The 25509-nt window shown below is 68.4% G+C and carries 26 protein-coding genes; 16 read left to right on the plus strand and 10 right to left on the minus strand.

Features of this window, described 5'->3' with window-relative positions:
• Positions 1–453 precede the first annotated feature (453 nt).
• Entirely contained in the window at positions 454–2154 is a 1701-nt protein-coding gene (locus BMZ25_RS16340) for a hypothetical protein (RefSeq protein WP_092689417.1), read from the plus strand.
• Between the two features lie 121 nt (positions 2155–2275).
• Complete coding sequence (locus tag BMZ25_RS16345; RefSeq protein WP_092689410.1) at positions 2276–2932, plus strand: BRO-N domain-containing protein; 657 nt, start codon at positions 2276–2278, stop codon at positions 2930–2932.
• Positions 2933–3231: 299 nt separating this feature from the next.
• Here the strand turns inward: BMZ25_RS16345 and BMZ25_RS16350 are convergent, their stop codons facing one another.
• From BMZ25_RS16350 to BMZ25_RS16360, 3 genes are read right to left on the minus strand one after another with little or no spacing between them, the layout of a single operon-like run.
• Entirely contained in the window at positions 3232–4962 is a 1731-nt protein-coding gene (locus BMZ25_RS16350; protein ID WP_092695562.1) for a glycerol-3-phosphate dehydrogenase/oxidase, read from the minus strand.
• A gap of 4 nt (positions 4963–4966) precedes the next feature.
• Positions 4967–6457 carry an FGGY-family carbohydrate kinase gene (locus BMZ25_RS16355; RefSeq protein ID WP_092695564.1) on the minus strand — a complete coding sequence of 497 codons (1491 nt, stop codon included), beginning with the start codon at positions 6455–6457 and terminating at the stop codon, positions 4967–4969.
• A 10-nt stretch (positions 6458–6467) separates the two neighbouring features.
• The gene (locus BMZ25_RS16360; RefSeq protein ID WP_092695566.1) at positions 6468–7250 is read right to left on the minus strand and encodes a LamB/YcsF family protein; all 783 of its coding nucleotides are present in this window, start codon (positions 7248–7250) and stop codon (positions 6468–6470) included.
• A 180-nt stretch (positions 7251–7430) separates the two neighbouring features.
• Between BMZ25_RS16360 and BMZ25_RS16365 the strand changes: the two genes are divergently transcribed.
• The 9 genes from BMZ25_RS16365 (at position 7431) to BMZ25_RS16405 (ending at position 15519) form a co-directional block, all read left to right on the plus strand.
• Positions 7431–8411, plus strand: coding sequence for a TRAP transporter substrate-binding protein (locus tag BMZ25_RS16365; protein WP_092695568.1), 981 nt, complete (start codon positions 7431–7433; stop codon positions 8409–8411).
• A gap of 82 nt (positions 8412–8493) precedes the next feature.
• On the plus strand, positions 8494–9015 hold the full coding sequence (locus BMZ25_RS16370; protein WP_235859908.1) for a TRAP transporter small permease subunit: 522 nt from the start codon (positions 8494–8496) through the stop codon (positions 9013–9015).
• Between the two features lie 4 nt (positions 9016–9019).
• A complete protein-coding gene (locus tag BMZ25_RS16375) occupies positions 9020–10324 on the plus strand; it encodes a TRAP transporter large permease (RefSeq protein ID WP_092695571.1) in 1305 nt (434 codons plus the stop codon).
• A 1-nt stretch (position 10325) separates the two neighbouring features.
• Complete coding sequence (gene pxpB, locus BMZ25_RS16380; protein ID WP_092695573.1) at positions 10326–11036, plus strand: 5-oxoprolinase subunit PxpB; 711 nt, start codon at positions 10326–10328, stop codon at positions 11034–11036.
• Positions 11033–12037, plus strand: coding sequence for a 5-oxoprolinase subunit C family protein (locus BMZ25_RS16385; protein ID WP_092695575.1), 1005 nt, complete (start codon positions 11033–11035; stop codon positions 12035–12037). Before pxpB ends, BMZ25_RS16385 begins: the two co-directional genes overlap by 4 nt.
• A complete protein-coding gene (locus BMZ25_RS16390) occupies positions 12034–12702 on the plus strand; it encodes a GntR family transcriptional regulator (RefSeq protein ID WP_092695577.1) in 669 nt (222 codons plus the stop codon). Before BMZ25_RS16385 ends, BMZ25_RS16390 begins: the two co-directional genes overlap by 4 nt.
• On the plus strand, positions 12699–13649 hold the full coding sequence (locus tag BMZ25_RS16395) for an NAD(P)-dependent oxidoreductase (protein ID WP_092695579.1): 951 nt from the start codon (positions 12699–12701) through the stop codon (positions 13647–13649). The genes BMZ25_RS16390 and BMZ25_RS16395 overlap by 4 nt, the downstream gene beginning before the upstream one ends.
• Positions 13646–14890 carry a hydantoinase/carbamoylase family amidase gene (locus tag BMZ25_RS16400; RefSeq protein WP_092695581.1) on the plus strand — a complete coding sequence of 415 codons (1245 nt, stop codon included), beginning with the start codon at positions 13646–13648 and terminating at the stop codon, positions 14888–14890. The genes BMZ25_RS16395 and BMZ25_RS16400 overlap by 4 nt, the downstream gene beginning before the upstream one ends.
• Entirely contained in the window at positions 14887–15519 is a 633-nt protein-coding gene (locus tag BMZ25_RS16405; protein ID WP_092695582.1) for a GntR family transcriptional regulator, read from the plus strand. Before BMZ25_RS16400 ends, BMZ25_RS16405 begins: the two co-directional genes overlap by 4 nt.
• 76 nt (positions 15520–15595) lie before the next feature.
• Here BMZ25_RS16405 and BMZ25_RS20940 read toward each other — a convergent pair whose 3' ends face one another.
• Both BMZ25_RS20940 and BMZ25_RS16410 read right to left on the minus strand, forming a co-directional pair.
• Complete coding sequence (locus tag BMZ25_RS20940) at positions 15596–15739, minus strand: hypothetical protein (RefSeq protein WP_177190495.1); 144 nt, start codon at positions 15737–15739, stop codon at positions 15596–15598.
• Positions 15740–15822: 83 nt separating this feature from the next.
• On the minus strand, positions 15823–17061 hold the full coding sequence (locus BMZ25_RS16410; protein WP_092695584.1) for a lytic murein transglycosylase: 1239 nt from the start codon (positions 17059–17061) through the stop codon (positions 15823–15825).
• 209 nt (positions 17062–17270) lie between these two features.
• Between BMZ25_RS16410 and BMZ25_RS16415 the strand changes: the two genes are divergently transcribed.
• Positions 17271–17822: a DUF421 domain-containing protein gene (locus tag BMZ25_RS16415; RefSeq protein WP_092695586.1), complete on the plus strand. Its 552-nt coding sequence runs from the start codon at positions 17271–17273 to the stop codon at positions 17820–17822.
• A gap of 206 nt (positions 17823–18028) precedes the next feature.
• On the opposite strand, the gene BMZ25_RS16420 is transcribed toward BMZ25_RS16415, so the two are convergent.
• Positions 18029–18727, minus strand: coding sequence for a FadR/GntR family transcriptional regulator (locus BMZ25_RS16420; RefSeq protein WP_092695588.1), 699 nt, complete (start codon positions 18725–18727; stop codon positions 18029–18031).
• A 156-nt stretch (positions 18728–18883) separates the two neighbouring features.
• Here BMZ25_RS16420 and BMZ25_RS16425 point away from each other — a divergent pair, with 156 nt between their 5' ends.
• The 4 genes from BMZ25_RS16425 to BMZ25_RS16440 are packed head-to-tail and all read left to right on the plus strand — an operon-like array spanning position 18884 to position 22412.
• A complete protein-coding gene (locus tag BMZ25_RS16425; protein ID WP_092695590.1) occupies positions 18884–19681 on the plus strand; it encodes a transporter substrate-binding domain-containing protein in 798 nt (265 codons plus the stop codon).
• 58 nt (positions 19682–19739) lie between these two features.
• Positions 19740–20411: an amino acid ABC transporter permease gene (locus BMZ25_RS16430; protein WP_092695592.1), complete on the plus strand. Its 672-nt coding sequence runs from the start codon at positions 19740–19742 to the stop codon at positions 20409–20411.
• Entirely contained in the window at positions 20411–21148 is a 738-nt protein-coding gene (locus BMZ25_RS16435) for an amino acid ABC transporter ATP-binding protein (protein WP_092695594.1), read from the plus strand. Before BMZ25_RS16430 ends, BMZ25_RS16435 begins: the two co-directional genes overlap by 1 nt.
• A gap of 10 nt (positions 21149–21158) precedes the next feature.
• The gene (locus BMZ25_RS16440; protein WP_218142555.1) at positions 21159–22412 is read left to right on the plus strand and encodes a cysteine desulfurase-like protein; all 1254 of its coding nucleotides are present in this window, start codon (positions 21159–21161) and stop codon (positions 22410–22412) included.
• 2 nt (positions 22413–22414) lie between these two features.
• On the opposite strand, the gene modC is transcribed toward BMZ25_RS16440, so the two are convergent.
• The 4 genes from modC to BMZ25_RS16460 all read right to left on the minus strand — a co-directional run bounded on the left by modC (position 22415) and on the right by BMZ25_RS16460 (position 25430).
• Complete coding sequence (gene modC, locus BMZ25_RS16445; protein WP_092695599.1) at positions 22415–23506, minus strand: molybdenum ABC transporter ATP-binding protein; 1092 nt, start codon at positions 23504–23506, stop codon at positions 22415–22417.
• Positions 23503–24198 (minus strand): molybdate ABC transporter permease subunit, encoded by a 696-nt coding sequence (gene modB / locus BMZ25_RS16450; RefSeq protein ID WP_092695601.1) that lies wholly within the window; start codon positions 24196–24198, stop codon positions 23503–23505. Before modB ends, modC begins: the two co-directional genes overlap by 4 nt.
• Positions 24199–24202: 4 nt before the next feature.
• Positions 24203–24991 carry a molybdate ABC transporter substrate-binding protein gene (gene modA, locus BMZ25_RS16455; protein ID WP_092695603.1) on the minus strand — a complete coding sequence of 263 codons (789 nt, stop codon included), beginning with the start codon at positions 24989–24991 and terminating at the stop codon, positions 24203–24205.
• Positions 24992–25058: 67 nt separating this feature from the next.
• Entirely contained in the window at positions 25059–25430 is a 372-nt protein-coding gene (locus BMZ25_RS16460) for a winged helix-turn-helix domain-containing protein (RefSeq protein WP_092695605.1), read from the minus strand.
• Positions 25431–25509 lie beyond the last annotated feature (79 nt).

Raw genomic sequence — 25509 nt, forward strand, 5'->3', positions numbered from 1 at the left:
GCGAGGAGATCCGCGCCAGCCTGTTGGAGCTTCTTCTTGATAACGGCCAGCTGTGGGAGATGCTTCGGCGCAGCGGTGGGTCTGCCGGGGAAGATGTACGCACCGGCTGAGCGAACGCTCGAGAGGTTGGGTGCCACCATTGCACAACTCTGCGTCGCCCTTGGCGGAGTGGACCTCTTGCGTCCTGCTCTCGCGGTGGCGTCGAACCAGCAATGAGGACCCATCACCATGTATCACACCACAGCGTCGTTATTCGTGGGTCGTCCTGTCTCGTCGACCTCGTTGAGGGGGCAGTTTCCTGTAGAGACCCCTATAGGTTTTCACCCCCCGAACCATAACTGCCTTGCTACTGTGGCCATGCGATCACTTCAGCAGGAGTTGGAGGACCATGGTTGCCCCTCCTCCTCGACGACTTGGAGGGGACTACACGCTGTTGCGGAAGCACTCGAGCAGATGGCCGAGGGTGAGTCGCTGCCTCGGTTTCACCTCTCGAGCTTGGATCCAGGGACTGGCAAGACCCTCCTGGTCAAGCACTTCATCAAGACCCTGCTTAGTTCTTCCAATCATGAAGAGGTCGCCGTCCTAGTCTGTGTCTCTCGCCTGGAGGAGGTCGACAGGATGTGGGTTGCCCTCGAGGCGTGCCAGGACGAGGTCGCGATCTGGACTGGGGATGAGGAGGTCAACGCCAAGTCTAGCACTCCTGTCAGCGAAGCTCGGGTCTTGCTCACCACACAGCAGAAGTTGGAGGCGGTGTGCCAGGGCAACAGTTTCAAGGCGACCACTGCCTTCCACTACCTGGGACGACCACGCGAAGTTCGCATCTGGGATGAAAGCTTCCTGCCGGGCACTGAGGGCTTGCTTTCGTCAGATGATCTTGGGGGCCTGTTAGGATACTTCCGCCGCTCTGCGCCCGAGCTGTGTTCCGCGTTGGAGAACCTTCAGGACGAACTGAAGCTTGCAGCCCATGGGGACATTCTCGACGTGCCCAGCCTTGAGGAGATGGGCGGTCAGGTCGGGATCGCGGAAGTCCAGAGGGTCGGTAACGCCGAGACCACGTCCCTGGTCGACAAGAAACGGCTTGAGCGTCTTTGTCATGCTGTTGGCGACAGCCTTCCCGTCCACCGGAACAACCTCGGTGAGATCAAGCTGCTCGACTACCGAGACACGCTGCCCGACGACCTCGCCCCTATGATGATCCTCGACGCGTCGGGGCGCTGTCGGGAGACCTATGCCCTGATGGAAAGTGAGCGCCAAAGCCTAGTGCGGCTGCCGTCAGCCGTGAAGGACTACAGCAACCTCAAGATCAGCCTATGGGCCAAGGGAAGCAGCAAGGCATCGCATTGGCGGGACAAGGAGGAGGTCCTCATCCAAGGGATCGCCGAAGCGGTCATGACCCGACCTGACGAGGAGTGGCTGATCTTCCATCACAAGGAGCTGACGTACCTCAGGGATCGGCTCGAGGCATATCTTCCAGATGGCCTCTCCGACCAACTCAACTTCCTCACCTGGGGCCACCACCATGGGACGAACGCCTTCGCACATGTTCCGAACGTGATCCTCGCGAGCCTGCTGTTCCTGCCGCCTGAGGTCTACGAGACCCGTGCCCGGCTCTGCGCAGGAACATCCACCACCGAAACGGTCTGCGAGAAGACCTGCTTGTCTATGGAGAGCGGGGAGCTGCAGAACGACGTCTTGCAGGCCCTGTGCCGTGCTTCTGTGCGCGGAATGCAGGCAGAGGGGACATGCCCACCTTGTCGAGCCTGGATCATCGCAGCCAAAGCAACAGGCCTCGAGGATCGCCTCCCTGAGTTGTTCCCTGGGTGCCGGGTCGAGCCGTGGCGCCCTACAAAGGCGACCAAACTGTCGGGGTCCATCCGCAAGGCTTTGGACGTGATCGACCGGTGGACTCACGAGGGGGGCGGTGACGAGATCGTCTTCGCGGAGGTAGCAGAGGCGATCGGGATGTCTCTGAAGGACTTCAACAAACGCGTCGCCAAGGACCCACGTTTCAAGCGGGAGTTGGCCAAACGCGACTTCGACGAGGTCATGGTCTCCAGGCAAACCATCAAGGGGCGCCGCCAGGCCAAGGGCATCACCCAGGCATCACCGGCTTCCCCCTTCATCCCTGACCCCGAGGCGACGTTCATCGTCTGAGACCCTCTGGAGGTTTTGGGGGTCACATGTCCGAGCGCCTTTTCAATAGTGCGTCCGCTCGACTTCCCCCCATCGCTTTGACGGCCCCACCCCATGCGAAGGCATTAGGGGACACCATTGCATGAGCCAGCAGACCGCCACTGCGGCACAATCCGACAACTGGAAAGAAACCATCATGACCGCCAACGTCACACTGAACATCAACACCTTCTGCCCGCTGCCCATCTGGATCCCGACCGTCAAGGATGATCGCGATGGGGCTTGGTTCATACTCACCGATCAGCTTCGAAAGCTATTGGAGTTGCCGAAGGACTTTGATCACGAGGAGATGCTCGACCTCGATGAATGGTCCCGGCGCCCACTCGAACTTGGGCAGGGCGAGAACCGGGAGTTCCAGCTCATCTCAGAGAGCGGCCTCTACAAGCTCATTCTCTTGAGCGATGCGCGGCCTGTCCAGGCCTTCAAGTCCTGGGTCTTGCACACTGTCGCACCGAGCCTTGCTGAGGACGGCCTGTTCAAGATGGGCGAGGAGGCCTTCTTCCATGCACCCGAAGGCTATGACCTCACCCAGGATGACATCTGGGACGAGTTCGCCTCTGATAGCGGCAGCGCAAGTGACCTAGCCAGGCGCTACCTGCCCGAGCTGCGCAAATGGGGAACTGCCGAAGAAGGCATGGTCTGTTTGCTGGACCGGCAACCTACGCTACTGGAGCAAAACGTTGCCGACGCCTTCGCGCGGAAAGCCGAAAGGCAGCGCGTGCCAAGAGAGGCGGCCTGAACCGGCGACCGTAGACCAAACCGTAGACCATCCGGTGCCTGTTGACGCCGGGTGGTCGATCCTCTTAACCCTTGTCTTGCTGAAAGAAACACCCGAGAGGGTGCCTGTAACGGGAATAGAACCGGGGACAACAACAGCCCCCGGGCACCACTACTTTCCAAGTAAGTATCTGGTTTCTCTCGGCTTTGACATGAGCCGACGGCGCGCGCCCGTGCGCCGGCAGCAGGACGCTGCCGGCGGGGGCTGCGCTCTTTCTCTCGTTTCGGTGATGCATCGCCAGCGGGTCGCCATGCTTCCCGCTACGGCTGGCTGCCCTCGAAATGCGGGGGGGAGCCGGGGGTGACGTCGATGCGGTGGAACTGGCGGTAGCGGGTCGCGATGCGGTCGAGTTCGACAGCGCGGCGCTGGTCGTCCCAGTCCAAGAGGGCGGCCATCGTCTCGGCCAGTTCCGATACGGCGGCATGGGACAACGGGCGTTCGAGGAACAGGGTGCTGCGGCCGAACAGGAAGTCCTCGGCGTGGGCAACGAGCTCGGTGCGGATCACCGCCGAAATCTCCTGGCGCGACAGGTCGGGGAGGTGGACCATGAACGCCTCCTCGGGGCCAAGCTCGGCGGCGATGGCGCCGGCCCGGCAGCCATAGCGCCGCACAAGGACATGCGCCCGATCGCGGGACAGCGCGTGGGCCTTGGCGATGTCGCGGGCGAGGGTCTCGTGGCCCGCCGCCCGCCGGTCGAGCCCGGCGCCGCCGCCGATGGCGCGGTCTTCGGTCCGGGCGCGGCGGGTGCGGCCGAGACGGGACAGCACGGCGTCGGTCACTTCGGCCGAGAAGGCGCGGAAGGTCGTCCACTTGCCGCCGACCAGCGACAGGATCGGGAAAGCCCGCGCGCCCTGTGGCGGCAGTTCCGGCATCGAGTGGTCGCGGCTGACGGCGCCCGGATCGTCGGCGTCGCTCGCGGGCAGGGGGCGCACCCCGGAATAGCTGAAGAAGATGTCCTCGCGTCCGACGGGGACGCCGGGAAAGATGCGCCGGAAGGCGTCGAAGAGGTACTCGACCTCGGTATCGTCGCAGATCGCCGTGTCGGGGTCCTCGATCGGGATGTCCGTCGAGCCGAGCAGGACGTGCCCCATGAAATTCGAGACCAGGCAGATGCGACCGCCCTCGACCTCGAAATACAGCATCCGGCCCGTCAGCGTCCGCGCCAGCGCCGGCATGTCCAGCAGCAGGTGGCTGCCCTTCGTGCCTCCCATCATTCGCTGGTTGGTGCCGGCACCCTCGTTCACGCGGTCGATCCATGCCCCGGCCGCATTGACCATCACGTCGCAGCCGATGTGAAATACCTCGCCGCTCAGTCGGTCGACCAGCCGCGCGCGCCCGTCCTCGATGCCGTCGAACGCGATGTGGTTCAGGGCCAGGCTGCCGTCATTCTCGGCCATCCCGTCGAGCAGGAGTTCGACGGTCAGGCGCTCGGGCGAGGTGATCCAGGCGTCGTAGTACGAAGCGGCGACCCTGATGTCGGGGTCGAGGTCGGGAATCTCGCTCAGCACGTCACCGCGGCGGATCATCCGATGACGCGGCATCACCCGGTTCAGCGCCCCGTAGATGTCGTAGATCGTCAGCCCCAGCTTCACCAGCAGCGCCCCCCGCTGCGACACCCTCGCGGGTCGGCGGAACAGCTTGGCGATTGCGGCGCGCATACCGCCGAACCAGGTGTGGATCGGGATCACCATCTCGAGCGGGTGCACGTAGTGCGGCGCGTTGGCGAGCAGGCGGTTGCGCTCCTGCGCGGATTCGCGGACCAGCCGGAACTCGGCGGTCTCGAGGTATTTCAGCCCGCCGTGGATCATGCGCGAGGGCGCGCGGCTGGCGCCCGAGCAGAAGTCGTCCCGCTCGACCAGCAGGCAGTCGACGCCCTGGAGCGACAGGTCGCGGAACGTGCCCGCGCCGTTGATTCCGCCACCCACGATCAGGACGGGCATGTGGTCGGTCTCGCGCAGGCGGGCGAGGAGGGCATCTCTCTGGGTGGTCATTGGCTCACTCGATCAAGGGCAACTGCGCAACGGCGCGGGCGGTCCGGCGGTAGCGCTCGAATGCGGCGGCGACACGGTCCCGGTCGGCACCGGGCCGATAGGTTCGCAGCGCGGTCTGGGTGTGGGCGGCGGCGTCGGTCCAGTCGGCGTAGACGCCCGCCGCCAGGCCAGCGCAGATCGCCGTGCCGAGCGCGCCGGCCTCTTGCGTAGCGGGTACCTCGATCGTGCGGTCGAGGGCGTCGGCGAAAAGCTGGCAGAACCAGGGGTTGCGGCTGGTTCCGCCGGTGAGGCGCACGCGGTCGATCCGCCGCTCGGGGTCCAGCAGATCGACGTGATGGCGATGGTTGAACACGATCCCCTCGGCCACCGCCCGCATCATGTGACCGCGCCCGTGCCAGCCGCGCAGGCCCAGGAACGCCCCGCCCGGATCCTCGGGATGGGGCGAGCCGTAGTGATAGGGCAGGCAGACGATCTCTGACGGGTCGTCGGCGATCGCGTCAAGCTCGGCCTGAAGCGCACCGAACGGATCGTCGGTCTGCAACAGGTCGCGGGCGATCTGCTGCATCGCCCAGTCCAGCGTGGCGCTGGAGCCGGGGGAAATCGACATGGTGTTCCACTGGCCCGGAAACAGGCCGTTGCGCGCGAACCAGCCGGGCCCGATCCGCGCCTCCTCGGTCAGCGTCTCGTTGATCGAGAACGTGCCGGCGATGACCATCAGCGTGCCCGGCGCGATCACGCCCGAGCCCACGGCGCAGGCGGTGACGTCGTGCAGGCCTGCCGCAACGGGCAGGCCGCGGGGCAGACCGGTCTCTGCGGCCGTGTCCTCGGTCACGTGGCCGGCGACGCCGCCGGGCAGGTGGATGGGCGGCAATGCGTCGCGCAGCGGTTCCAGCCCGTAAAGCGCGAGTGCCGCGTCGCTGTATCCTTGGGTCGTGACATCGGTGAAGGATACGCTGGCTTCGGTGAAATCGGTGCCCACCTCGCCGGTCAGACAGAAGCGCAGCCAATCCTTGCACGAGAGCACGGCGCCGATGCGGGCGAAGCGGTCCGGCTCGGTGTCGCGGACATGGGCCAGAAGCGCGGCGGGAGAGGCCGCGAACGGCCTCTGGCCGGTCAGCGCCTCGGCCCGGTCGAACAGGCCCTCTGTGCTCCATCGGTCGATCGTGGGCTGCGCCCGGCTGTCCAGCGAAGTGGCCGCAAGCCCCAGCGGCGCATGGTCGTGGTCGAGCAGGTAGACGCCGTCGCCATGCCCCGCGACCGAGATGGCGAGAGGCTTCACACCTTCGGGCACGGCCTTTCCCGCCTGCGCGAGCGCGTCGCGGATGGCGTCGGCGGAGGCACGCCAGTGGCCGCTCATGTCGCGCTCGACATGACGGGGGCGTTCCTTGATCTGCGGGACGCGCCGGGCGGCCTCGGCGACCACGCCGCCGTCCAGGTCGAAGACCACGGCCTTTGTCATCGTCAGGCCGCTATCGAGACCGATCAGAACCTGCATCCTGCCTCCCTCAGCCGCCCCCCAGCGTGCGATGCATCGGGGCGAGCGACACCCCCTCGCATTCCAGGCGGTTGCGCAATGTTCGTGCCAGCGACACCGCGCCCGGAGTGTCGCCGTGGACGCAGAGCGTCGCGGGCTCGACGGGCAGGCGCTTGCCGCCGGTCGTAGGTATCGTGCCCTCCATCACCATGCAAAGCACTTGCTCCTCGGATTGCACCGGGTCGTGGATGACCGCGCCCTCGACCGAGCGGGGGGTGAGCTCGCCCGCGTCGGTATAGGTGCGGTCGGCAAAGACCTCGCAGGCGATGGTCAGCCCGGCCGCCTCGGCCGCGGCGTAGGTTTCCGAATAGGGCAGGGTCACGAAGATCAGGCCGGGGTCCACCGCCATGACCGCGCGCACGCAGGTCTCGGCAAGGTCCCGGTCCACAGCGGCCATGTTGCCGAGGGCGCCGTGCGTCTTAACGTGGGTCATCGGCGGGCCATAGACCTCGGCCATGCCGCGCATCGCCGTGATCTGGTAGATCAGCTGCGCCTCGAGATCCTCGGGCCGCTCGCCGGTGATGCGGCGGCGCCCGAAGCCGTAGAGGTCGGCGAAGGAGGGGTGCGCGCCCACGCCGACGCCCTTCTCGCGCGCGGTTCGCAGGGTGTCGCGCATGACCACCGGGTCGCCGGCGTGGAAGCCGCAGGCGATGTTGGCCGAGGTCACGATGTCCAGCATCGCGGCGTCGTCACCCATCCGGTAGGCGCCGAATCCCTCGCCCATGTCGCAATTCAGATCGAGTAGGCGGCTCATGGCTCGTGATCCTCCTGTTCAGCGTTCCGGCAAGCGCCGGCAATTCCGATGATTTCTTGCGCAATCGACGGCTGGGCAAGTGCCCGGGTGACGTTGGGTTCGGCGCGGGGATACTGGTGGTATACTGAAATCGCAAGCTTCCCCGGAGGCTGCAAAGAATCAAACGACAGGGATCAAGTCATGTACAAGACGACGTTCGCAATTGCCGGGCTCGCCGGCGCCACGATGTCCTTCGCCGCCCAGGCACAGACGACCTGGAACATGTCCGTCGTCTGGCCGGAAGGGAACTTTCACACCCAGAACGCGCTGCAATTCGCCGATGCCGTCGAAGAGGTGACAGGCGGCGACGTGGTCATCAACGTGCAGTCGGGCGGCGCGCTCGGGATCAAGGGCCCCGAGGGCATGGCCGCCGTCCGTGACGGGCTGGTGCCGATCGCCGATATCCTGATGAACCAGCAGGTTGGTGAGGCCCCCATCCTCGGCGTCGAAACGCTGCCCTATCTCGCGCCCACCATGTCGGACCTCGCGCTGTTGCACAAATTCTATCGCCCCAAGGTGGAAGAGGTGGCCGAGAGCATGAACCAGAAGCTTCTCTACATGGTGCCGTGGCCGGGGCAGGCGGTGTATTCCGAGAACGAGATCCAGAGCATCGACGACCTTTCGGGCCTGCAAATCCGCGTCGTCGACGCCAACGGTCACGACTATTTCGAGGCGCTCGGCGCCGCGCCGCTCCAGATGCCGTGGGGCGAGGTCGTGCCGTCGCTCGCCGCCGGGACGATCTCGGGCGTCACGACGTCCTCTTCTTCGGGCGTCGATGGCGCGTTCTGGGAGTTCCTGGACCACATGAGCACCTTCAACTGGCAGGCCTCGTCGAACATCGTCACCGTCAATCTCGACGCCTGGAACGGTCTCGACGCCGAGGACAGGGCGGCGATCGAAGAGACCGCCGCCGCGCTCGAGGGCGAGTTCTGGCTCAACTCGGCGCGAGAGGACGCCGAGAAGATCGCGACGCTGGAAGAGAACGGCATGACCGTCACCAGCCCGTCACCGGAGCTGCAGGACGAGCTTCTGGCCCGCGCAACGCCGCTCTGGGAGGCATTCATGGAGCGTGTGCCGGACTCGCGCGAGTACATCGACCAGTACCTTGAGGCCAAGGACTGAAGCCGCGTCCGTTCCGAAAGGCGGCCGTGGGGGGGCAAGCTCCCCACAGTCGCGACCATTCCCGCCCCGGAGGTTCCCTGACTTGACCGAATACCGTCTCGCCGGCGTGGTGCGCCCGATCGACGTGCTGACCCAGGCGGCCCTGTATCTCTCGGCGCTGTGTCTGTTCGCGCTCTTCGGCTTCATCCTGTCCGAGGTGATCGCCCGTAACATCTTCGGGCGGTCGATCTCGTTCAGCTGGGACTATGCCGCCTACATGATGGGCGCCGTGTTCTTCCTCGCCTCGGGTGCCGCGCTGAGAAACGGGGTGCATGTCCGCGTCACCGCGCTGCGCGAGGTGCTGGCGCCGGGGATGCGCCGCGCGCTCGACATCCTGGCCTGCCTCGTCGGGATCGCGACGGTGGCGATGATCCTGTGGGCGCTGGCCGAGATGGCCTGGCTCAGCTACGGTCGCGGATCGCGGGCGGCGACCGTGTCGAAGACGCCGCTCTGGCTGCCGCAGGCGGCGATGGCGGCGGGGGCGCTGGTGCTATGGCTGCAGATGATCGCGCAGACGCTCCGTGTGCTGGCCGGCGGCACCCTGCACGGCGACGCGGCGGAATAGCGCGATGGGCCAGATCGTCGCCGCCCTCGTGCTCTTCCTCGTCGTGCTGCTCGGCGCGGGCGTCTGGATCGGTCTGGGCCTGATCGGGGCCGGGATCGGGACGCTTTCAGTGTTCATGCCGCAGATGCCGGCAACCAAGCTTCTGGCGCAACAGCTGTGGAACAGCGCGACATCGCTGGAACTGCTGGCGCTGCCGCTCTTCATCCTGATGGCCGAGATCCTGTTCCGCACCCGGCTGGCGGAATCGCTGTTCAACGGGCTGGCGCCGTGGACCCGGCGCCTGCCGGGCCGGATGAGCCATATCACCGTGCTCGCCTCGACCCTGTTCGCCGCGGTGTCTGGATCGTCGGCGGCGACCACGGCCACGGTCGGGCGCATCACCGCCGGAGAGCTGCTCCAGCGGGGTTACGACCGGCAGATGGTCATCGGCTCGCTCGCGGGGGCGGGGACGCTGGGGTTCCTGATCCCGCCGTCGGTCATCATGATCATCTACGGCGTGCTGGCCGAGGAATCGATCCTCAAGCTGTTCATTGCAGGCGTCATTCCCGGCGGACTGCTGGCCGGGGCCTACATGGTCTATCTCGGCGCGCGGTCGGTGATGAACCCCGCGCTGGTCGGCGAGGCGCTGCCGCCGACGAGCTGGTCCGAGAAGGTGCACGCGGCGCTCGGCCTTCTGCCGGTGCTGTGCCTGATCTTCGCCGTCATCGGATCGATGTACGGCGGCATCGCCTCGCCGACCGAGGCGGCGGCCGTGGGCGTCGCGGGGGCGATCGCGATCGGCGCGCTGCAACGCTCGCTGACGCCGCGCGGACTGATCGAGGCGACGCTGCTGGCCGCGCAGACCTGCGCGATGATAGGGCTGATCATCATGGGCGCGATGTTCCTGTCCGTCGGCCTCGGCTATCTCGGCGTGCCCCGCTTCGTGGCCGGCCAGATCGAGGCGCTGAACCTGTCGCCCTTTGCCCTGATCGTCGTGCTGCTGATCTTCTACGTGCTGCTCGGCTGCCTTATGGAGGGGATGTCCTGCATCGTGATGACCCTGCCGATCACCTTGCCGCTGATCCTTGCCGCGGGCTACGACAAGGTGTGGTTCGGCGTGTTTCTCGTACTGGTGGTGGAAATGGCCCAGATCACGCCGCCCGTCGGCTTCAACCTGATCGTGATCCAGCGCCTGACGGGCGACCGGATGGGGGCCGTCGCGCGCGCCGCGCTGCCGTTCTTCGCGATCATGGTGGCGATGGCCCTTCTGCTTGCGGTCGTGCCGCAGATTGCGACATGGCTGCCCGAGACGATGTCCAACAGGAACTGAGATGACGACGCCGGCCTTCCTTCCCTGCGGTGAGCAGGCGCTGAGCGTCGAGCTGGGCGACAGCATCGACCCCGAGACGAACGCCACCGTCATCGCTCTTTCGCGGAACCTCGCCGACGCGCCGGTCGAAGGTGTGGTCGAGACCGTGCCGACCTATCGCTCGCTGCTCGTGCGCTACGATCCCGGAACGATCCGGGGCGACGCGCTGGAAAAGGTGCTGACCGAACGCGTGTCGTCCCTCAACCGGCAGCAGGGCGCGGCGCGGCTGTGGCGGATACCGGTCGCCTATGGCGGCGAGGCGGGCTGCGATCTCGACGATCTGGCCGCGCAGAAGGAGATCGACACCGAAGAGCTGATCCGGCTGCACTCCGAGGCGGCGTATCGCGTCTACATGATCGGCTTCGCGCCCGGCTTCGCCTATCTGGGCGGTCTGCCGGAAATCCTGCACACGCCGCGCCTTGCGCAGCCGCGCCAGAACATCGCGGCCGGCGCCATCGGCATCGGCGGCCAGCAGGCCAGCATCAACTCGGTCGCGGGACCGTCCGGCTGGCGCTTCATCGGCCAGACGCCGGTGCGTACATTCGATCCCGCGCGGGAGGTGCCGTTTCTGCTGGCCGCCGGCGACGAGGTGCGGTTCGAGCGTATCGCGGCGGACGAGGCCGAGAGGATGTCAGCCGAGGGCTACACCCCCGAGCCGGAGGCGGCGACATGAGCCTGACCGTCCTTCAGCCCGGCCCCATGGTCACCGTGCAGGATGCCGGACGCTTCGGCCTGCGCGACTCGGGCGTCTCGGCGGCGGGCCCGATGGACGCGCCCGCGCACCGGCTGGCCAACGCTCTGGTCGGCAATCCGACGGGCGCCGCGGCGCTGGAGTTCGCCGGGATGGGCGGACGGTTCCGGGTCGAGACGGGCTGCCGGGTCGCGCTCACCGGCGTCACCGCGCCGCTGGAGATCGACGGGCAAGCCTGCGCCGCCAACGCCGCCCACCGCGCCGATGCCGGGGCGGAGATCCGGATCGGGGCCGCCAGCGACGGTGTCTGGGGCTATCTCGCGCTGTCCGGCGGGATCGAGACCGCGCCGCTGATGGGCGCCCGTGCCACCCACCTGCGCGCCGGTCTCGGTCGCGCGCTCGAGGCCGGCGACAGCCTGCCGTTGGGCGCCACCGATCCCCAGGCGCCGTGCCTTGCCCTCGGCGGGCCGTTGCCCGACGAAAGCGGCCCGATCCGCGTGGTGCTCGGCCCGCAGGATGACCGCTTTTCCGATGAGATCCGCGCCCGCCTGTCCGACGCGGAGTTCACAGTCTCGTCCAAGCGCGACCGCATGGCGATGGTGCTGGACGATGTGACCCTTCCGGCCGAGCACGGTCACGACATCGTCTCGGACGGCACCGTGCCCGGCTCGATCCAGGTGCCGGCGTCGGGGCAGCCCATCGTGTTGATGGCCGAAAGCCAGACCACCGGCGGCTACGCCAAGATCGCCACCGTCATCGGGCCCGACCTGCCGCGCCTGGCGCAGATGGCGACGGGGACGCAGTTCCGCTTCGCCGTCCTTACCCGCGACGAGGCGGAAGAGGCACTGATTGCCGCCCGCAGCGCCGAGGCCGAGCGTCTTGCCGCACTGCGCCCGCAGGCCGCCACGCGGCTGACATCGGAATTCCTGCTCAGCTGCGACCTGGTGGGTGGCGTCTGGCCCGGCGACGAGGTCGTGCCATGATCCCCGGCAAACGGGCGCAGACGGCGCACCGCCAGATCATCAACATGATCCTCGCCGGCCATCTGCGGCCGGGCGACGCGCTGCAGGAGACCAAGCTGGCCGAACGCCTGGGCATGTCGCGCACGCCCGTCCGCGAGGCGGTGCGCCGGATCGAAAGCGAGGGGCTGGCCGAACAGAAGGGGCGGTTCCTCAAGGTGCGGCGGCCTACGCTGGACGAGATCGCCGAGGTGTTCGAACTGCGCCTCGCGCTGGAGCCGTGCGGTGCGGCGGCCGCCGCGACGACCTTGCCGCGCCAGCGCGTGATCGACATGGAGGCGCGGATCGACGGCCTGATCGCCCGCGGTCCCGTCACGGACGAGACCGGCTCGGCGCACGAGGATGTCGAGCATTGGGACGCCGACGACGCCTTCCACGGGACGCTGGCCCAGGCGAGCGGCAACCGCGCCATCGTGCAGGTCGTCCGGACGCTGCGGCGCCGGACCTGCATGTTCGACCACGCGCAGCTGCCCGAGCGTTTCGCCCTTGGCGTGCGCGAACACCTGGCCGTCATCGACGCCATCCACCGGGCCGATACCGACGGCGCCGCCGCGGCGATGCGCCGCCATATCGAGAATGCCCGCGACGCGATCCTCTCGCGCCTGCACGACACCGGGAGCGCACCATGAAGTGTCTGATCGTCCAGCACATCCACGAGGCGGCACTGGAACATCTGGCCGACAACGGGATCGAACCCGTGCTGGCCCCGCGGCCGGACATGGAGACGGTCGCACGGCTGATCCCGGACGTCGACGCGGTCATCACCCGCGATGCCGGCCTGACCGCGCCGGCCATCGCCGCCGCGTCGCGCCTGCGGGCGGTGGTGGTGCATGGCAGCGGTCACAACGCCGTCGACACGCAGGCGGCGACGGCGCACGGGGTGCTCGTGGCCAATACGCCGGGCCTGAACGCGACCTCGGTCGCCGAGCTGGCGCTGGGGCTGGCGATCTCGGCAGCGCGGGGCATAGCGGGCGGTGACCGGGCCGAGCGGGCGGGCGCCGCGGGGTTCCGCGAAAGCGCGACGTTCTCGGAGCTGACGGGCAAGACCGCCCTGATCGTCGGCTGGGGCGCCATCGGTTCGAAACTGGGGCGGATGCTGCGGGCGGCGCTGGGAATGACGGTGCTGATCCATTCGCCCCGCGCGCGCGACACCGGCGACTTCCCGCATGTCGATCTGGCCGACGGGCTGGCGCAGGCGGACGTCGTGTCGCTGCACACGCCTCTGCGGCCCGAGACGCACCACCTGATCGACGCCGCGGCGCTGACCCGCATGAAGCCCGGCGCGGTCCTGGTGAACACCGCGCGGGCCGGCCTGATGGACGAGGCCGCGCTGGCCGCCGCGCTGTCCGAGGGGCGGCTGGCGGGGGCGGCGCTCGACGTCTACACGACGGGCGCACCGCAGGGGCCGCTGGGCGACTGCGGCAACGTGATCTTCACCCCGCATCTCGGCGCGACGACCGAGGATGCCCTGCGTGCGGTCGGGATTGGCGCGGCGACCACCGTGATCGAGGCGTTGCGGGGCAACGTGCCCGCCACGGCGCTCAACGCCGAGGCGCTGCGACGGGCGCCCGCATGAGCGTCATCGCGACCACGATTGACAGGGTGCTGGAGCGGGTGAACGCGATAGGGACGTTAAAGGCCGGATTCAGTCGCCCGTCCTATTCGCCCGAGGAGGGTGCGGCGCACGAGGTCATCGCGGACGAGGCGCGGCATCTGGGCCTGACGCCCTGCCGCGACGCCGCAGGCAACCTGGCCGCTACGCTGCGCGGCGCCGACCCGGAGCGTACGCCGCTGGTGATCGGGTCGCATCTGGATACCGTCCACGCTGGCGGCGCCTATGACGGGACGGCCGGCGTCGCAGCCGGGGTGGCGCTGCTGGCCGCCCTGCGCGAGGGGGGCGGGATACCGCCCGCGGACATCATGCTGATGGTCACGCGGGCGGAGGAAAGCGTCTGGTTTCCTGTCTCGTATATCGGCTCGCGCGCGGCGCTGGGGCGGCTGACGCGGGCGGATCTCGACGTCGTGCGGGCCGATACCGGGCGCCCGCTGGCCGATCACATGCGCGACGCTGGGCTCGACCCGGAGGCGGCGGTGCAGGCGCCCGCACCCCGTCCGGCGCGGTTCCTCGAGATGCATATCGAGCAGGGGCCGGTCCTGCACAGCGCGGACGAGCCGTTCGCTCTGGTGACGGGCGTGCGCGGGGGCTTGCGCTATCGGACCGCGCGGATCGACGGCGTGTGGGCCCATTCCGGCGGCGCCCCGCGCGAGGGTCGGGCCGATGCCGTCGTCGCCTTCGCCGAACTGGTGCGCGGGATGAACGCGGCCTGGGACGCGGTGCTTGCCCAGGGTCACGATCTGGCCGTCACCTTCGGCCGCGTCGACGCGGCCGGGCCGCTGCACGCGATGGCCAAGGTCGCGGGCACGCTGGGCTTCTGTCTCGACATGCGGTCCGACGATCCGGCGGTGCTGGAGCGCGCCGACGCCATGCTGGCCGAGGTCGTCGCACGGATCGAGTGCGAGACGCCGGGCATCAAGGTCGATCTCGGTTCCCGGTCCCGCTCGACGCCGGTGCCGCTGCCTGCCGGGATGGCCGACGGGCTGGACCGTGCGGCGCGGCGGCTGGGCCATGCGCCCCGCCGGATGCTGTCGGGCGGCGGGCACGACGCTGCGGCCTTCGCCGCCGCCGGGTGGGACAGCGCGATGATGTTCATCCGCAACTGGAACGGCAGCCATTGCCCCGAAGAGGGGATGGATCAGGCCGACCTTGCCCGCGCGGTCGAGGTCGTTCACGCCGCGGTGACGGAGGGGGATCTGTGACCGAAGCGCGGGAACAGACGGCTTACCAGGATATCAAGGCCGCGATCCTTGATGGCCGGATCGAGGCGGACACGATCCTGAGCGAGCGTTCACTCGCGGTGGAGTTCGGCGTCTCGCGCACGCCCCTGCGGGGGGCGCTGTCCCGGCTCGAACGTGAATCGGTGATCGCCCGGCTCGAGAACGGGGCGCTGCTGGTGCGCTCGGTCTCGATCGAGCACCTGCTCGAGATCGTGCAGCTGCGCGCCATCCTCGAAGGCACGGCGGCCCGCCGGGCGGCGGAGCGCGGCTCTCATGCGGCGCTCGACGCCTCGGCCGAGGAGATGCGGCGGTTCGCGGACGGCGCGACGGTCGGGTTCGACACGTTCTGGGCCGCCGACGACAGGTTCCACGACGCGGTGGCCGAGGCGGCGGGCTATGCGCTGTTGCCCGGCATCCTGGCCGAACAGCGCGCGACGGCGCGGCGCTGCACGATCACGCGCGTGCACGACCGCTTCGACGAGCAGGCGCGCGAACATCTCGCGGTGGTCGAGGCCATTCTCGCGGGCGACGGCGATGCCGCCGAGGCGGCGATGGAACGGCATTTCGACAACGTGCGCCGACGCTTCCTCGACTGGCTGGGGCGGCAGTGAAGGCCGGCGGGGCCGTTCGGGGACAGGCCGGGGACCGGAGCGCAAGACGACGGGTCTTGCGCCCCCGCGGCGCGGTTCAGACGCGCAGGAAGTGGACGATCAGACCGAATGCGAACGCCCCGATGATCACCGACATGAGCTTGACCAGGTAGTACGGGCTGGGCTCCTTCGGGTTCAGGTCGTCCCACATTCGAGCGATCGTGTTGCGCATGTTCGGCATGTGATCGGGCCCTTTCTGCCTTCTGGCTAATGAATGACGTAATGGATTTGCAGGCAAAGACAAACGCGGGCCCTCCTGCGGGCTCAGCCCGCGAGAGCCGATGTCATGCCCGATTCCGGAAAGCAGGTTGCGGCGCGGCCCGTGTTTTCCTGCCAGCGGCCGATGGAGCGCCGGGTCTTGAATCCGGGCAGGCCGTCCGCCCCGCCGACGTCGTGGCCGCGCGCCTGAAGTCCGCGCTGCATCTTCGCGATGTCCGAGCGGTACATCGTGCCCACCGGGTCCCAAGAGGTCTCGAAGTCGCCCATGCCATAGGCGATGCGGTCGCCCACATGGCCCACGAAGAGCGCGTAGAGGTCGCTCATGTTGTAATCCTTCAGGACGTAGAAGTTTGGCGTCACGATGAAGGCCGGTCCGTTCCGGCCGGCGGGCATCATCAGGAAGCCCTCGCCGTTCAGTTCGTGCTCGGGGAAGGCCCGGCCCGACACCCGGTCGATTCCCATCGCCGCCCAATCCCGGATCGGTCGGCCCTGGTCCGGCCCTTCGAGCGTGCACGAGACCGAGCGCGGCACCGTCACCTCGAACCCCCAGTCGCGTCCCGGTCTCCAGCCGTGGCGGTTCAGGTAGGTGCCTATCGAGGCGATGGTGTCCGCCTCGGACCGCCAGATGTCGGCGCGTCCGTCGCCGTCGCCGTCGGCCGCGTAGTCGAGGAAGCTCGACGGCATGAATTGCGGCTGGCCGAGCGCACCGGCCCAGCTGCTCTTCATCGCGCGTTCCGGGGCGTGGCCGGCCTCGGCGATCTCAAGGGCGGCGACCAGTTCGTCGGTGAAGTAGTCGGCGCGGGTGCTCATGAAGCCCTTGGTGCCGAGGACCTCGAACGCGTCGTGCGGGATGTCGACCCGGCCATAGCCGCTTTCCCGGCCCCAGATCGCCAGGATGATATGCCCCGGCACCCCGGTCGACCGCTCGACCGCGGCGAGGGTCGAGGCGTGGCGGCCGGCCATCCGCCGCCCGACGGACGTCGCACCGGTGACGGAGCCACGGTTGAAGTATTTCGACGGCGCCCCGAACTCGGCCTGCCGCTGGGTCCGCGGCGTCTGCCGCGTCGTGCCCGGCGGCACGAGGTCCGGCAGCTCCCAGTTCAGCGACACGCCCGAGAACGCGGAGTCGAAAGTTCCGCGCGACACGCCCTCGGCGCGGGCGCGGGGCCAGATCGTCTGCTCCAGCCAGCCGCGGAACTGCTGCTCGACAGCGGCCCTGTCCTGGGCAAGGGCGGGCGCCGAGACGGCGAGCGCGGCGAGAAGGGCGAGGACGCGGAGGGGCACGGCGGGTCTCCTTGATGGGCGGTCGCTGCGGACATGACCAATTGTCAGACCCTGCCGTCATCGCGGGGGTGGCATCAACCGGTCTCTTGCAATGCGAAAGCGTGGTGTCAAAAGCGCGCATGACGTGTACGGAGCCTCAGCGTCCGCCGATCCGGACCCGAACAGCGGACACGGCCGCAGGGGCCGTCCCGAACTAAATTGGAGACCCCATGTGGACTGATTGGCTTCTGCCCGGATCGTCGAGCGCGATCCTGCTCGTGGTGCTCAGCACCTTCGGCATGTACCTGACGATCCTTCTGCTCGCGCGATGGTCGGGGGTGCGCAGCTTTGCCGAGATGTCGACCTTCGACATCGCCGTCACAATCGCCATCGGCTCGGTCTTTGCCACGACCATCGCCAGCAAGGAGCCCGCGCTGCTTCAGGGCATGGCCGCGGTCGCGACGATGTTCACGATCCAGCTGGCCGTGTCGCGTATGCGGCGCCACTTCGGCGGCTTCAAGGGTGCGACCGACAACACGCCGATCCTGCTGATGGGACCGGGCGGGGTGATGAAGCCCAAGAACATGCGGGTCGCCCGCGTGACCGAGGACGACCTGCGCACCCATCTGCGCCAGGCCAACGTGCTGGACCGGGCGGTGGTGAATGCCGTGGTCATGGAGGGCACGGGCAAGATCCACGTCCTCGCCGGACACGAACGCGGCAAGGCAGCCGAGAGCTGGATCCTGGACGGTGTGCGCGACTACGACGGCGAAAGTGCCTGAGCGACCGTCAGACCCAGTCCCACAGATCGACAGGGTCGGGCGACGAAGACCTCTCTGCCGCTTCCGGTGATCGTGACGCCGCCGCCGCCTCGAAGCTGGGGCGCCATCGTCGAGGGCGAGGCTGTTCCAGTTGTCCTGGCAGCCTCTCACGAGGTCGCGCCCTGGGCTGGGAATTGTGCCGGGCGCCGCGTTTCAGGCGGTCCGGATCAGTCCAGCGTGGCGCCGGCACTGCGCGCGGTGTTGCCAACATGGGCGCCCATCGCGCCCGCAGCGGCGGCGCCGTCCCGGCGCTGCAGAGCTGCCACGATGTCCCGGTGCTCCTGGATGGATTGGGCCATCCGGTCGACCGCCGTGTTGGGAATCGGCTGCCGCTGGCTTTCGGTCAGCAGCTCCTGCACCGACTCGTAGAGCCGCCGGAGCATCCGGTTGGGGCAGGCTTCGGCGATCAGCCGGTGAAAGCGCAGGTCGGCCTCGACATGGGTCAGCAGGTCGCCACTCTGCCAGGCGCTTTCGAACTCCGCGTTCGCGGCGGACATCGCGTCCAGCGCGGCGGGCGTGATCACCGCCGCGGCGAGACGGCAGAGCTCGGTCTCGATCAGCAGGCGCGATTGGAACACCTCGTCGATGCTGTAGGCGTCGTCGTAGCGCCAGACAGCGGCCGCCTGTTGCCGGCCGTCGGGATCGACGACGAAGGTTCCGCGGGCGGGTAGGGTACGCACGAGTCCGAGCGTCTCGAGCGTCAGCAGCGCCTCGCGCAGCGACGGGCGCGAGACGCGCAGCCGTTCGGACAGCACGCGCTGAGAGGGGATCTTCTCGCCCTTCTTCAACTCGCCCGAACGGATCATCTCCTGCAGCCGTCGCGCTGCGGTCTGCGCCACGGGCGCCTTTTCGTCGTGCTCGTTCATCCGGTCCCCGGTCTCGTTGCCGTGCGCGATGCTACCCGTGTCGCGCCGGGGGTGCCAACGTAAGCTGTTGCATCGTTTTCGCGCCCGTGTTCGGATACTGGTCAGACCGGTTTGGCCGGTCAATCCAGAAGAAAACAGATCAACAGGGAAAACACCATGATTGGAAAGCATCTGACTTCGGCGGCGCTCGGGCTCGTGCTGGCCGGCGTGACCGCGCTTTCGGCGACGGCGCAGGATTCGCTCACCGTGGGGGCGAACATCGGCAACGTCCCGTGGGAGTTCCAGAACGACGCGGGCGAGTATGTCGGTTTCGAGATCGATCTCGTCAGCGAGGTCGCCGGCCGTCTGGGGATCCCGCAGGTCGAGGTCGTGAACATCCCCTTCAACGGCCTGTTCTCGGCCGTGCAGTCGGGGCGAATCGATGTCGCCACCTCGTCGATCACCATCACCGACGAGCGGCTTGAGTCGGTGTCCTTCGCCCAGCCGTACTACGACAGCGACCAGTCGCTGACCGTGGCCACCGGCGGGCCGGCGTCGCTGGACGAGATGGACGGCAAGGTCGTGGGCGTCGATACCGGTTCGACCGGCGACATGTGGGCGACCGAGCAGGCCGATGCGTACGGCTTTGCCGAGATTCGCCGCTACGAGGGTCTGAACCCTGCGATGCTCGACCTCGCGGCGGGCCGGATCGACGGCTACATCTCGGACATCCCCGCGCTGCTCTACTACAGCAAGGACAAGCCGAACATCACCGTGGCCCAGCGGATCGAGACCGGCGAGCAGTATTCGATGATGTTCGCCAAGGACGCCGAGCTTGCCGTGCAGGTGAACGAGGTGCTGACCGCCATGAAGGAGGACGGCTCGCTCGCCGCGCTGCACGAGAAGTGGTTCGGCAGCGCGCCGGACGAGGGCACCTCGACGGCCACCGTCCTGCCGATGCCCACTCTGGACTGATCCGGAAGCGCGCGGGCCGGCCCGGGCCGGTCCGCGTCTCCGCCCATGAGGGCATCTGATGAATCTTGTCGAGACATTCTTCAATGTCGATGTGTTCCTGCGCACCTGGCCGCTGCTGATCGAGGGGCTGTGGGTGACGCTGCAACTCGGCGCGGCGAGCATCGTGGCCGGGCTGATCGTCGGGCTGTTCCTGTCGCTCTTCCGGCTCTACGGCGTGGCGCCCGTGCGCGTGATCGCGCGGCTCTACATCGACATCTTCCGGTCGATCCCGGTGCTCGTCCTGCTGATCGTGGTGTATTACGCGCTGCCCTTCGTGGGGGTGCGCATGTCGCCCTTCGCCTCGGCGATGACGGCGCTGACGATCGTCTCGGGGGCCTACACCGCCGAGATCTTCCGCGCCGGGATCGAGGCCATCCCGAAGGGCCAGTTCGAGGCCGCCGCGGCGCTGGGTCTGACCGGCCCGCAGCGGATGCGCGACGTGATCCTGCCGCAGGCGGTCAAGATCGTGATCCCGCCGCTGACCAACAACTCGATCAACGTGGTCAAGGACACCGCGCTCGCCTCGGTCGTGGCGATGCCCGACCTGCTGAAACAGGCGACGCAGGCGCAGGCTCTGGCGGCCAATCCGACGCCTCTGATCGTGGCGGCGGTGATCTATCTGGCCTTCCTGTGGCCCGCGGTCCTGTTCGTCACGCGGCTGGAGCGTCGCTTCGGCGCCAGGAGCAGCTGATGGCCGGCTTCGTGAGCATCCGCAACCTGCGCAAGTCCTACGGCACGTTCGAGGCGCTGAAGGGCATCGACCTGGAGATCGAGAAGGGCGAGGTCGTCTGCGTCGTCGGCCCCTCGGGGTCGGGCAAATCCACCCTGATCCGGTGCATCAACCGGCTGGAGAGCTTTTCGGACGACAGCACGATCCTCGTCGACGGCACCCCGGTCATGCCGGGGCGGGCGCTGGCCAAGGTCCGCGCCGAGGTCGGCATGGTGTTCCAGGGCTTCAACCTCTTTCCGCACCTGACCGTGCGCGAGAACGTCATGCTGGCCCCCCGCCGCGTGCGCGGCGCTAACCGGGCGACTGCGGGCGAACAGGCCGATCGCCTGCTGCAACGGGTCGGCATCTCCGAACAGGCGGACAAGTATCCCGACTACCTCTCGGGCGGCCAGCAGCAGCGCGTCGCCATCGCCCGCGCCCTGGCGATGGAGCCGCAGGTGATGCTGTTCGACGAACCGACCTCGGCCCTCGACCCCGAGATGGTGGGCGAGGTGCTGGACGTGATGCGCGACCTTGCCGGGACCGGCGTGACGATGGTGATCGTGACGCACGAGATGGGCTTTGCGAGCCAGGTCGCCGACCGCGTGATCTTCATGGACGGGGGCGAGATCGTCGAGGCCGGACCGCCGAACGAGCTTCTGGGCGCGCCGAAGCACCCCCGCACCCGCAATTTCCTCAGCGCCGTGCTGAACCACTGAAGGACCGATGATGACCGACACTCCGCAACCGCTCGACCTGGACTTCGTGCGCAGCCGCTTTCCCGGCCTGCGCGACGATTGGGTGTTCTTCGACAATGCCGGCGGCTCTCAGACGGTGCGTGACGCGGTCGACCGCATCACCGAGTTCCTGTTCGAGCGAAACGTGCAGATCGGCGGCAGCTACGCGGTGTCGCAATCCGCGGCCGAGGCGCTGACGAAGGGGCGGGAAGCGGCGCAGTGCCTCGTCAACGCCGCGCGGCCCGAGGAGATGGTGTTCGGCCCCTCGACCACGATCCTGCTGCAGCATCTCGCCGCCGCGATGCGCGGACAGCTGCAACCGGGCGACGAGATCATCGTCTCGCGCGCCGACCACGAAAGCAATATCGGCCCGTGGGAGCGGCTGCGCGAATTCGGTGTCGAGATCAAGTTCTGGCCGCTGAACGCCGATACCGCGCGCCTCAGCCTCGACGACCTGGCGCCGCTGATGACCGACCGCACGAAGCTGGTCTGTGTCACCCATGTCTCGAACATCCTGGGCCGCGTGAACCCGGTAGGCGAGATCGCCGAGTTCGTGCACCGCCACGGCGCGCGGATTTGCATCGACGCGGTCGCCTATGCGCCACACCGGCTGATCGACGTGCGGGCCTGGGACGTCGATTATTACGTCTTCAGCCTCTATAAGTGCTACGGTCCGCACACCGCGATCATGTACGGCAAATACGACCTGCTGCGCGAGCTGGACGGGCTGTATCACTATTTCTACGGCAAGGAGAAAGTCCCCGGAAAACTCGAGCCCGGCAATCCCAACTACGAGCTGGCCTACAGCACCGACGGCGTCGTGGATTACCTCGCCGAACTCGGCGCGCGACAGGGCGCCAGCGGATCGCGGCGCGAGCGGGTCGCGGTGGCCTTCGGGGCCATCGAGGCGCACGAGAACCGGCTGACCGAGCGCCTGCTGGCGTGGCTCAGGGCCCGCAACGACTGCCGTGTGATCGGTGAGGCGACGAATGACGACGGCGGCCGGGTGCCGACCATCTCGTTCAAGTTCGATGGCGTGGATTCCGGTGCCGTCGCCCGAGCGATGGACGCCTATGGCATCGCGATCCGGTTCGGGGATTTCCACTCGCGCCGGCTGGTCGAGGATTTGGGCGAGACGGGCGGCAACGGTGTGCTGAGGGTGTCGATGGTGCACTACAACACGGTCGAGCAGGTCGACCGCCTGACCGAAGCACTGTCCGAGATCGTCTCGCGCGTGGCTGCCTGAACCTAGCCGCGCCGTCCGATGTCCTCGGGCGCGACCGACACGGTCTTGATGACGGCGTGGCACGCCGTGCCGCGCGCAAGACCCATCCGTTCCGCCGAACGCTGGGTGATCCGGGCCAGCAGGGTGTCGGCGCCCGAACGCAGCCGTACCAGCACGCCCGGCCCCTCGCCGCGGCGAATGTCGGTGATCTCGCAGGGAAGGATGTTGAGCGCCGAGATCCCCTCGGGCCGGGTCAGCGACAGGGTGACGTCCTGCGCCTCGATCCGCACGCGGATTTCGGCGCCCACGGCGGCCGCGACGCGAGGTAGGAAGATCTGTGCCGACGAGGTCGACAATTCGGTCAGCCCGTCGGAATGGTGCGTGTCGATGCGCCCGGTGATCACGGCCCCCACGCCCCGGATCCCAGCGGACGCCGCAGAGAAGGGGTCGGACAGTACGTCTTCGGCGGCACCGGCGCGCAGGACGCGGCCCTCGTCCAGCACGATGACGGTGGTGGCAAGGCGCGCGACCTCGGACACCGAGTGGCTGACATAGAGGATCGGGATGCCCGCCTCGTCGCGGACCCGCTCCAGATAGGGCAGGATCTCGGCCCGGCGGGCCTCGTCCAGTGCGGCGAGGGGTTCGTCCATCAGCAGAAGACGGGGCCGCGAGAGGATCGCCCGCCCGATCGACACCCGCTGCCGTTCGCCACCCGACAGGGTAGCCGGACGCCGTGACAGCAATGGTGCCAGCCCCAGCAGGTCGACCACGTGGTCAAACTCGGGCCCGTCGCCGCCGTGCCGGGCGAACCAGCGCCCGTACAGCAGGTTCTGCCGGACGGACAGGTGCGGGAACAGCCGCGCCTCCTGGAACACGTAGCCGATCCGCCGGCGATGGGGCGCGCGCCAGAGCCGGGCGCCGGTGTCCACCAGCGCCTCGCCCCTCGCCACGACGCGGCCCGCGTCCGGCCGCAGCAGTCCGGCGACGGCGTTGACGACGCTGGTCTTGCCTGATCCCGACCGCCCGAACAGCGCCGTGACGCCGTCCGGCGCCGTGAACGCCACGTCGAGCGCAAAGCCCGGAAAGCGGTGCCGGACAGCGACCTCGAGGCTCATGTGCCGCTCAGCCTGCGGGCCATGCGCGCGGCCAGCACCTCGGAGGCCAGCAGCGCGGCCATCGCCACCGCCACCGACACCAGGACCAGCTTGATCGCGGTGCCTTCGCCACCCGGTACCTGCAGGAAGGCGTAGATCGCCGAGGGCAGGGTCTGCGTCTCGCCCGGGATGTTCGACACGAAGGTGATCGTCGCGCCGAACTCTCCCATCGCCTTGGCGAAGGCCAGGATCGCGCCGGTGAGGATGCCCGGCAGGATCATCGGCAGCGTGACCGTGGCGAACACCCACAGCCGCGAGGCGCCGAGCGTCGCGGCCGCCTGCTCGAGACCGGGGTCCACCGCCTCGATCGACAGGCGGATCGCGCGGACCATAAGCGGAAACGCCATCACCGCCGCTGCCAGCGCGGCCCCGGTCCAGCGGAAGGCGAAGACGATCCCGCAGCACTGGTCGAGGAAGCCGCCGACCGGCCCCTGCCGCCCGAAGGTGAGCAGCAGGAGATAGCCCGTCACCACCGGCGGCAGGATCAGGGGCAGGTGGACGAGCCCGTTCAGCACCTGTTTTCCCGGAAAGGACCAGCGGGCGAGGGCATGGGCGACGAAGACGCCCAGCGGCAGGCTGACGAGCGTGGCGGTCAGGGAGACGCGCAGCGACAGGACCACCGCGCTCCAGGCCTCTGGGGTCAGCCAGTCCACCGGCTCAGCCGCCGGTCACGTCGAAGCCCTGCCGCTCGAACGCCGACCGGGCCTCGGGGCCCTGCAGGAAGTCGACGAAGCGGTCCGCCAGGGCGTTCGTGCTGTCCGCGAGCGGGGCCGCAGGGTAGACGATCGGCGGATGGCTGTCCTCGGGGAAGGTCGCCAGCACGGAAACGCTATCGTCCGCCGCGGCATCGGTGCCGTAGACGATCCCCAGCGGCGCCTCCCCCGTCGAGACCAGCGCCAGCGCCGCGCGGACGTTGTCGGCCTGCGCGACCCGCGGTTCGAGCGTCCGCCACAGGCCCAGGCTCTGCAGCGCGGCCTTGCCGTAGATGCCCGCCGGCACCGCCTCGACCAGCGCCATCGCGAGCCGTCCGTCGCCCAGCCGCGCGGGCAGGGCGGCCGGGTCGGACAGGTCGACCGCGTCGTCCCCGTGGCCATGCCCGACCAGCACCAGCGTGTTGCGCAAGAGGTCCACGCGCCGCTCCGCCACGATCAGCCCGTCGGCTTCCAATCGGTCCATCCAGGCCGTGTTGGCCGAGATGAACACGTCCACCGGGGCGCCATGCTGGATCTGCCGGGCGAGCGTCGAGGAGCCGGCGAGCGCCACCTTCGCCGTGTGATCGGTCGTCTCGGCCCAGAGATCGGCCACGTCGTCCATCGCATCCTTCAGGCTGGCGGCCGCAAAGACCGTCACGCCGCCGGCGCGGGCCGGGGCGGACACGGCGAGAAGGGCCGCGACGGCGGCTGCGATGCAGACGCCGGCGACCCGACCGGTGCGGGAACGGGACATGGACTCCCCTTCGCAAGCGATAGGTTTCGCCGGAAATATCGTTCGGGGCGACGGGTGGCCGCAAGCGTTATTTTTCGCCGGACATATCCCCGAGCATCCCGCGCAGCGCGGCGATGTCCTCGGCGCCGGCCTTGGCCGCCCGCCGTTCCAGGCTGCGATACCGGTGCAGCACGTCGCGGCCCGTATCGCTGAGACGCGCGCCGCCGCCGCGTGTGCCGCCGCGGCTGCTGTCGACCAGCGGATGCCGGAACGCGTCGTTCATCTGCTCCACCAGCGTCCAGGCGCGCTTGTAGCTCATGCTCATGGCGCGTCCCGCGGCGGCGATCGAGCCCAGCTCGTCGATCAGTTCCAGGAGGTCGGCCTTGCCGGGGCCCAGCATCGCATCCGGCCCGAACACCACGCGCAGGCGCAGCCGCGTCTCGTCGCCGTCGTCGGCCATCGCGTTCCGGTCCTCCCGCCTCTCCAGCTATGACGCCCGTTATGGCCACGATACCATATCGGCGCGGCCTGCCGCCCGC

The organism is Tranquillimonas rosea (assembly GCF_900111315.1).
Taxonomy (GTDB): Bacteria; Pseudomonadota; Alphaproteobacteria; order Rhodobacterales; family Rhodobacteraceae; genus Tranquillimonas; species Tranquillimonas rosea.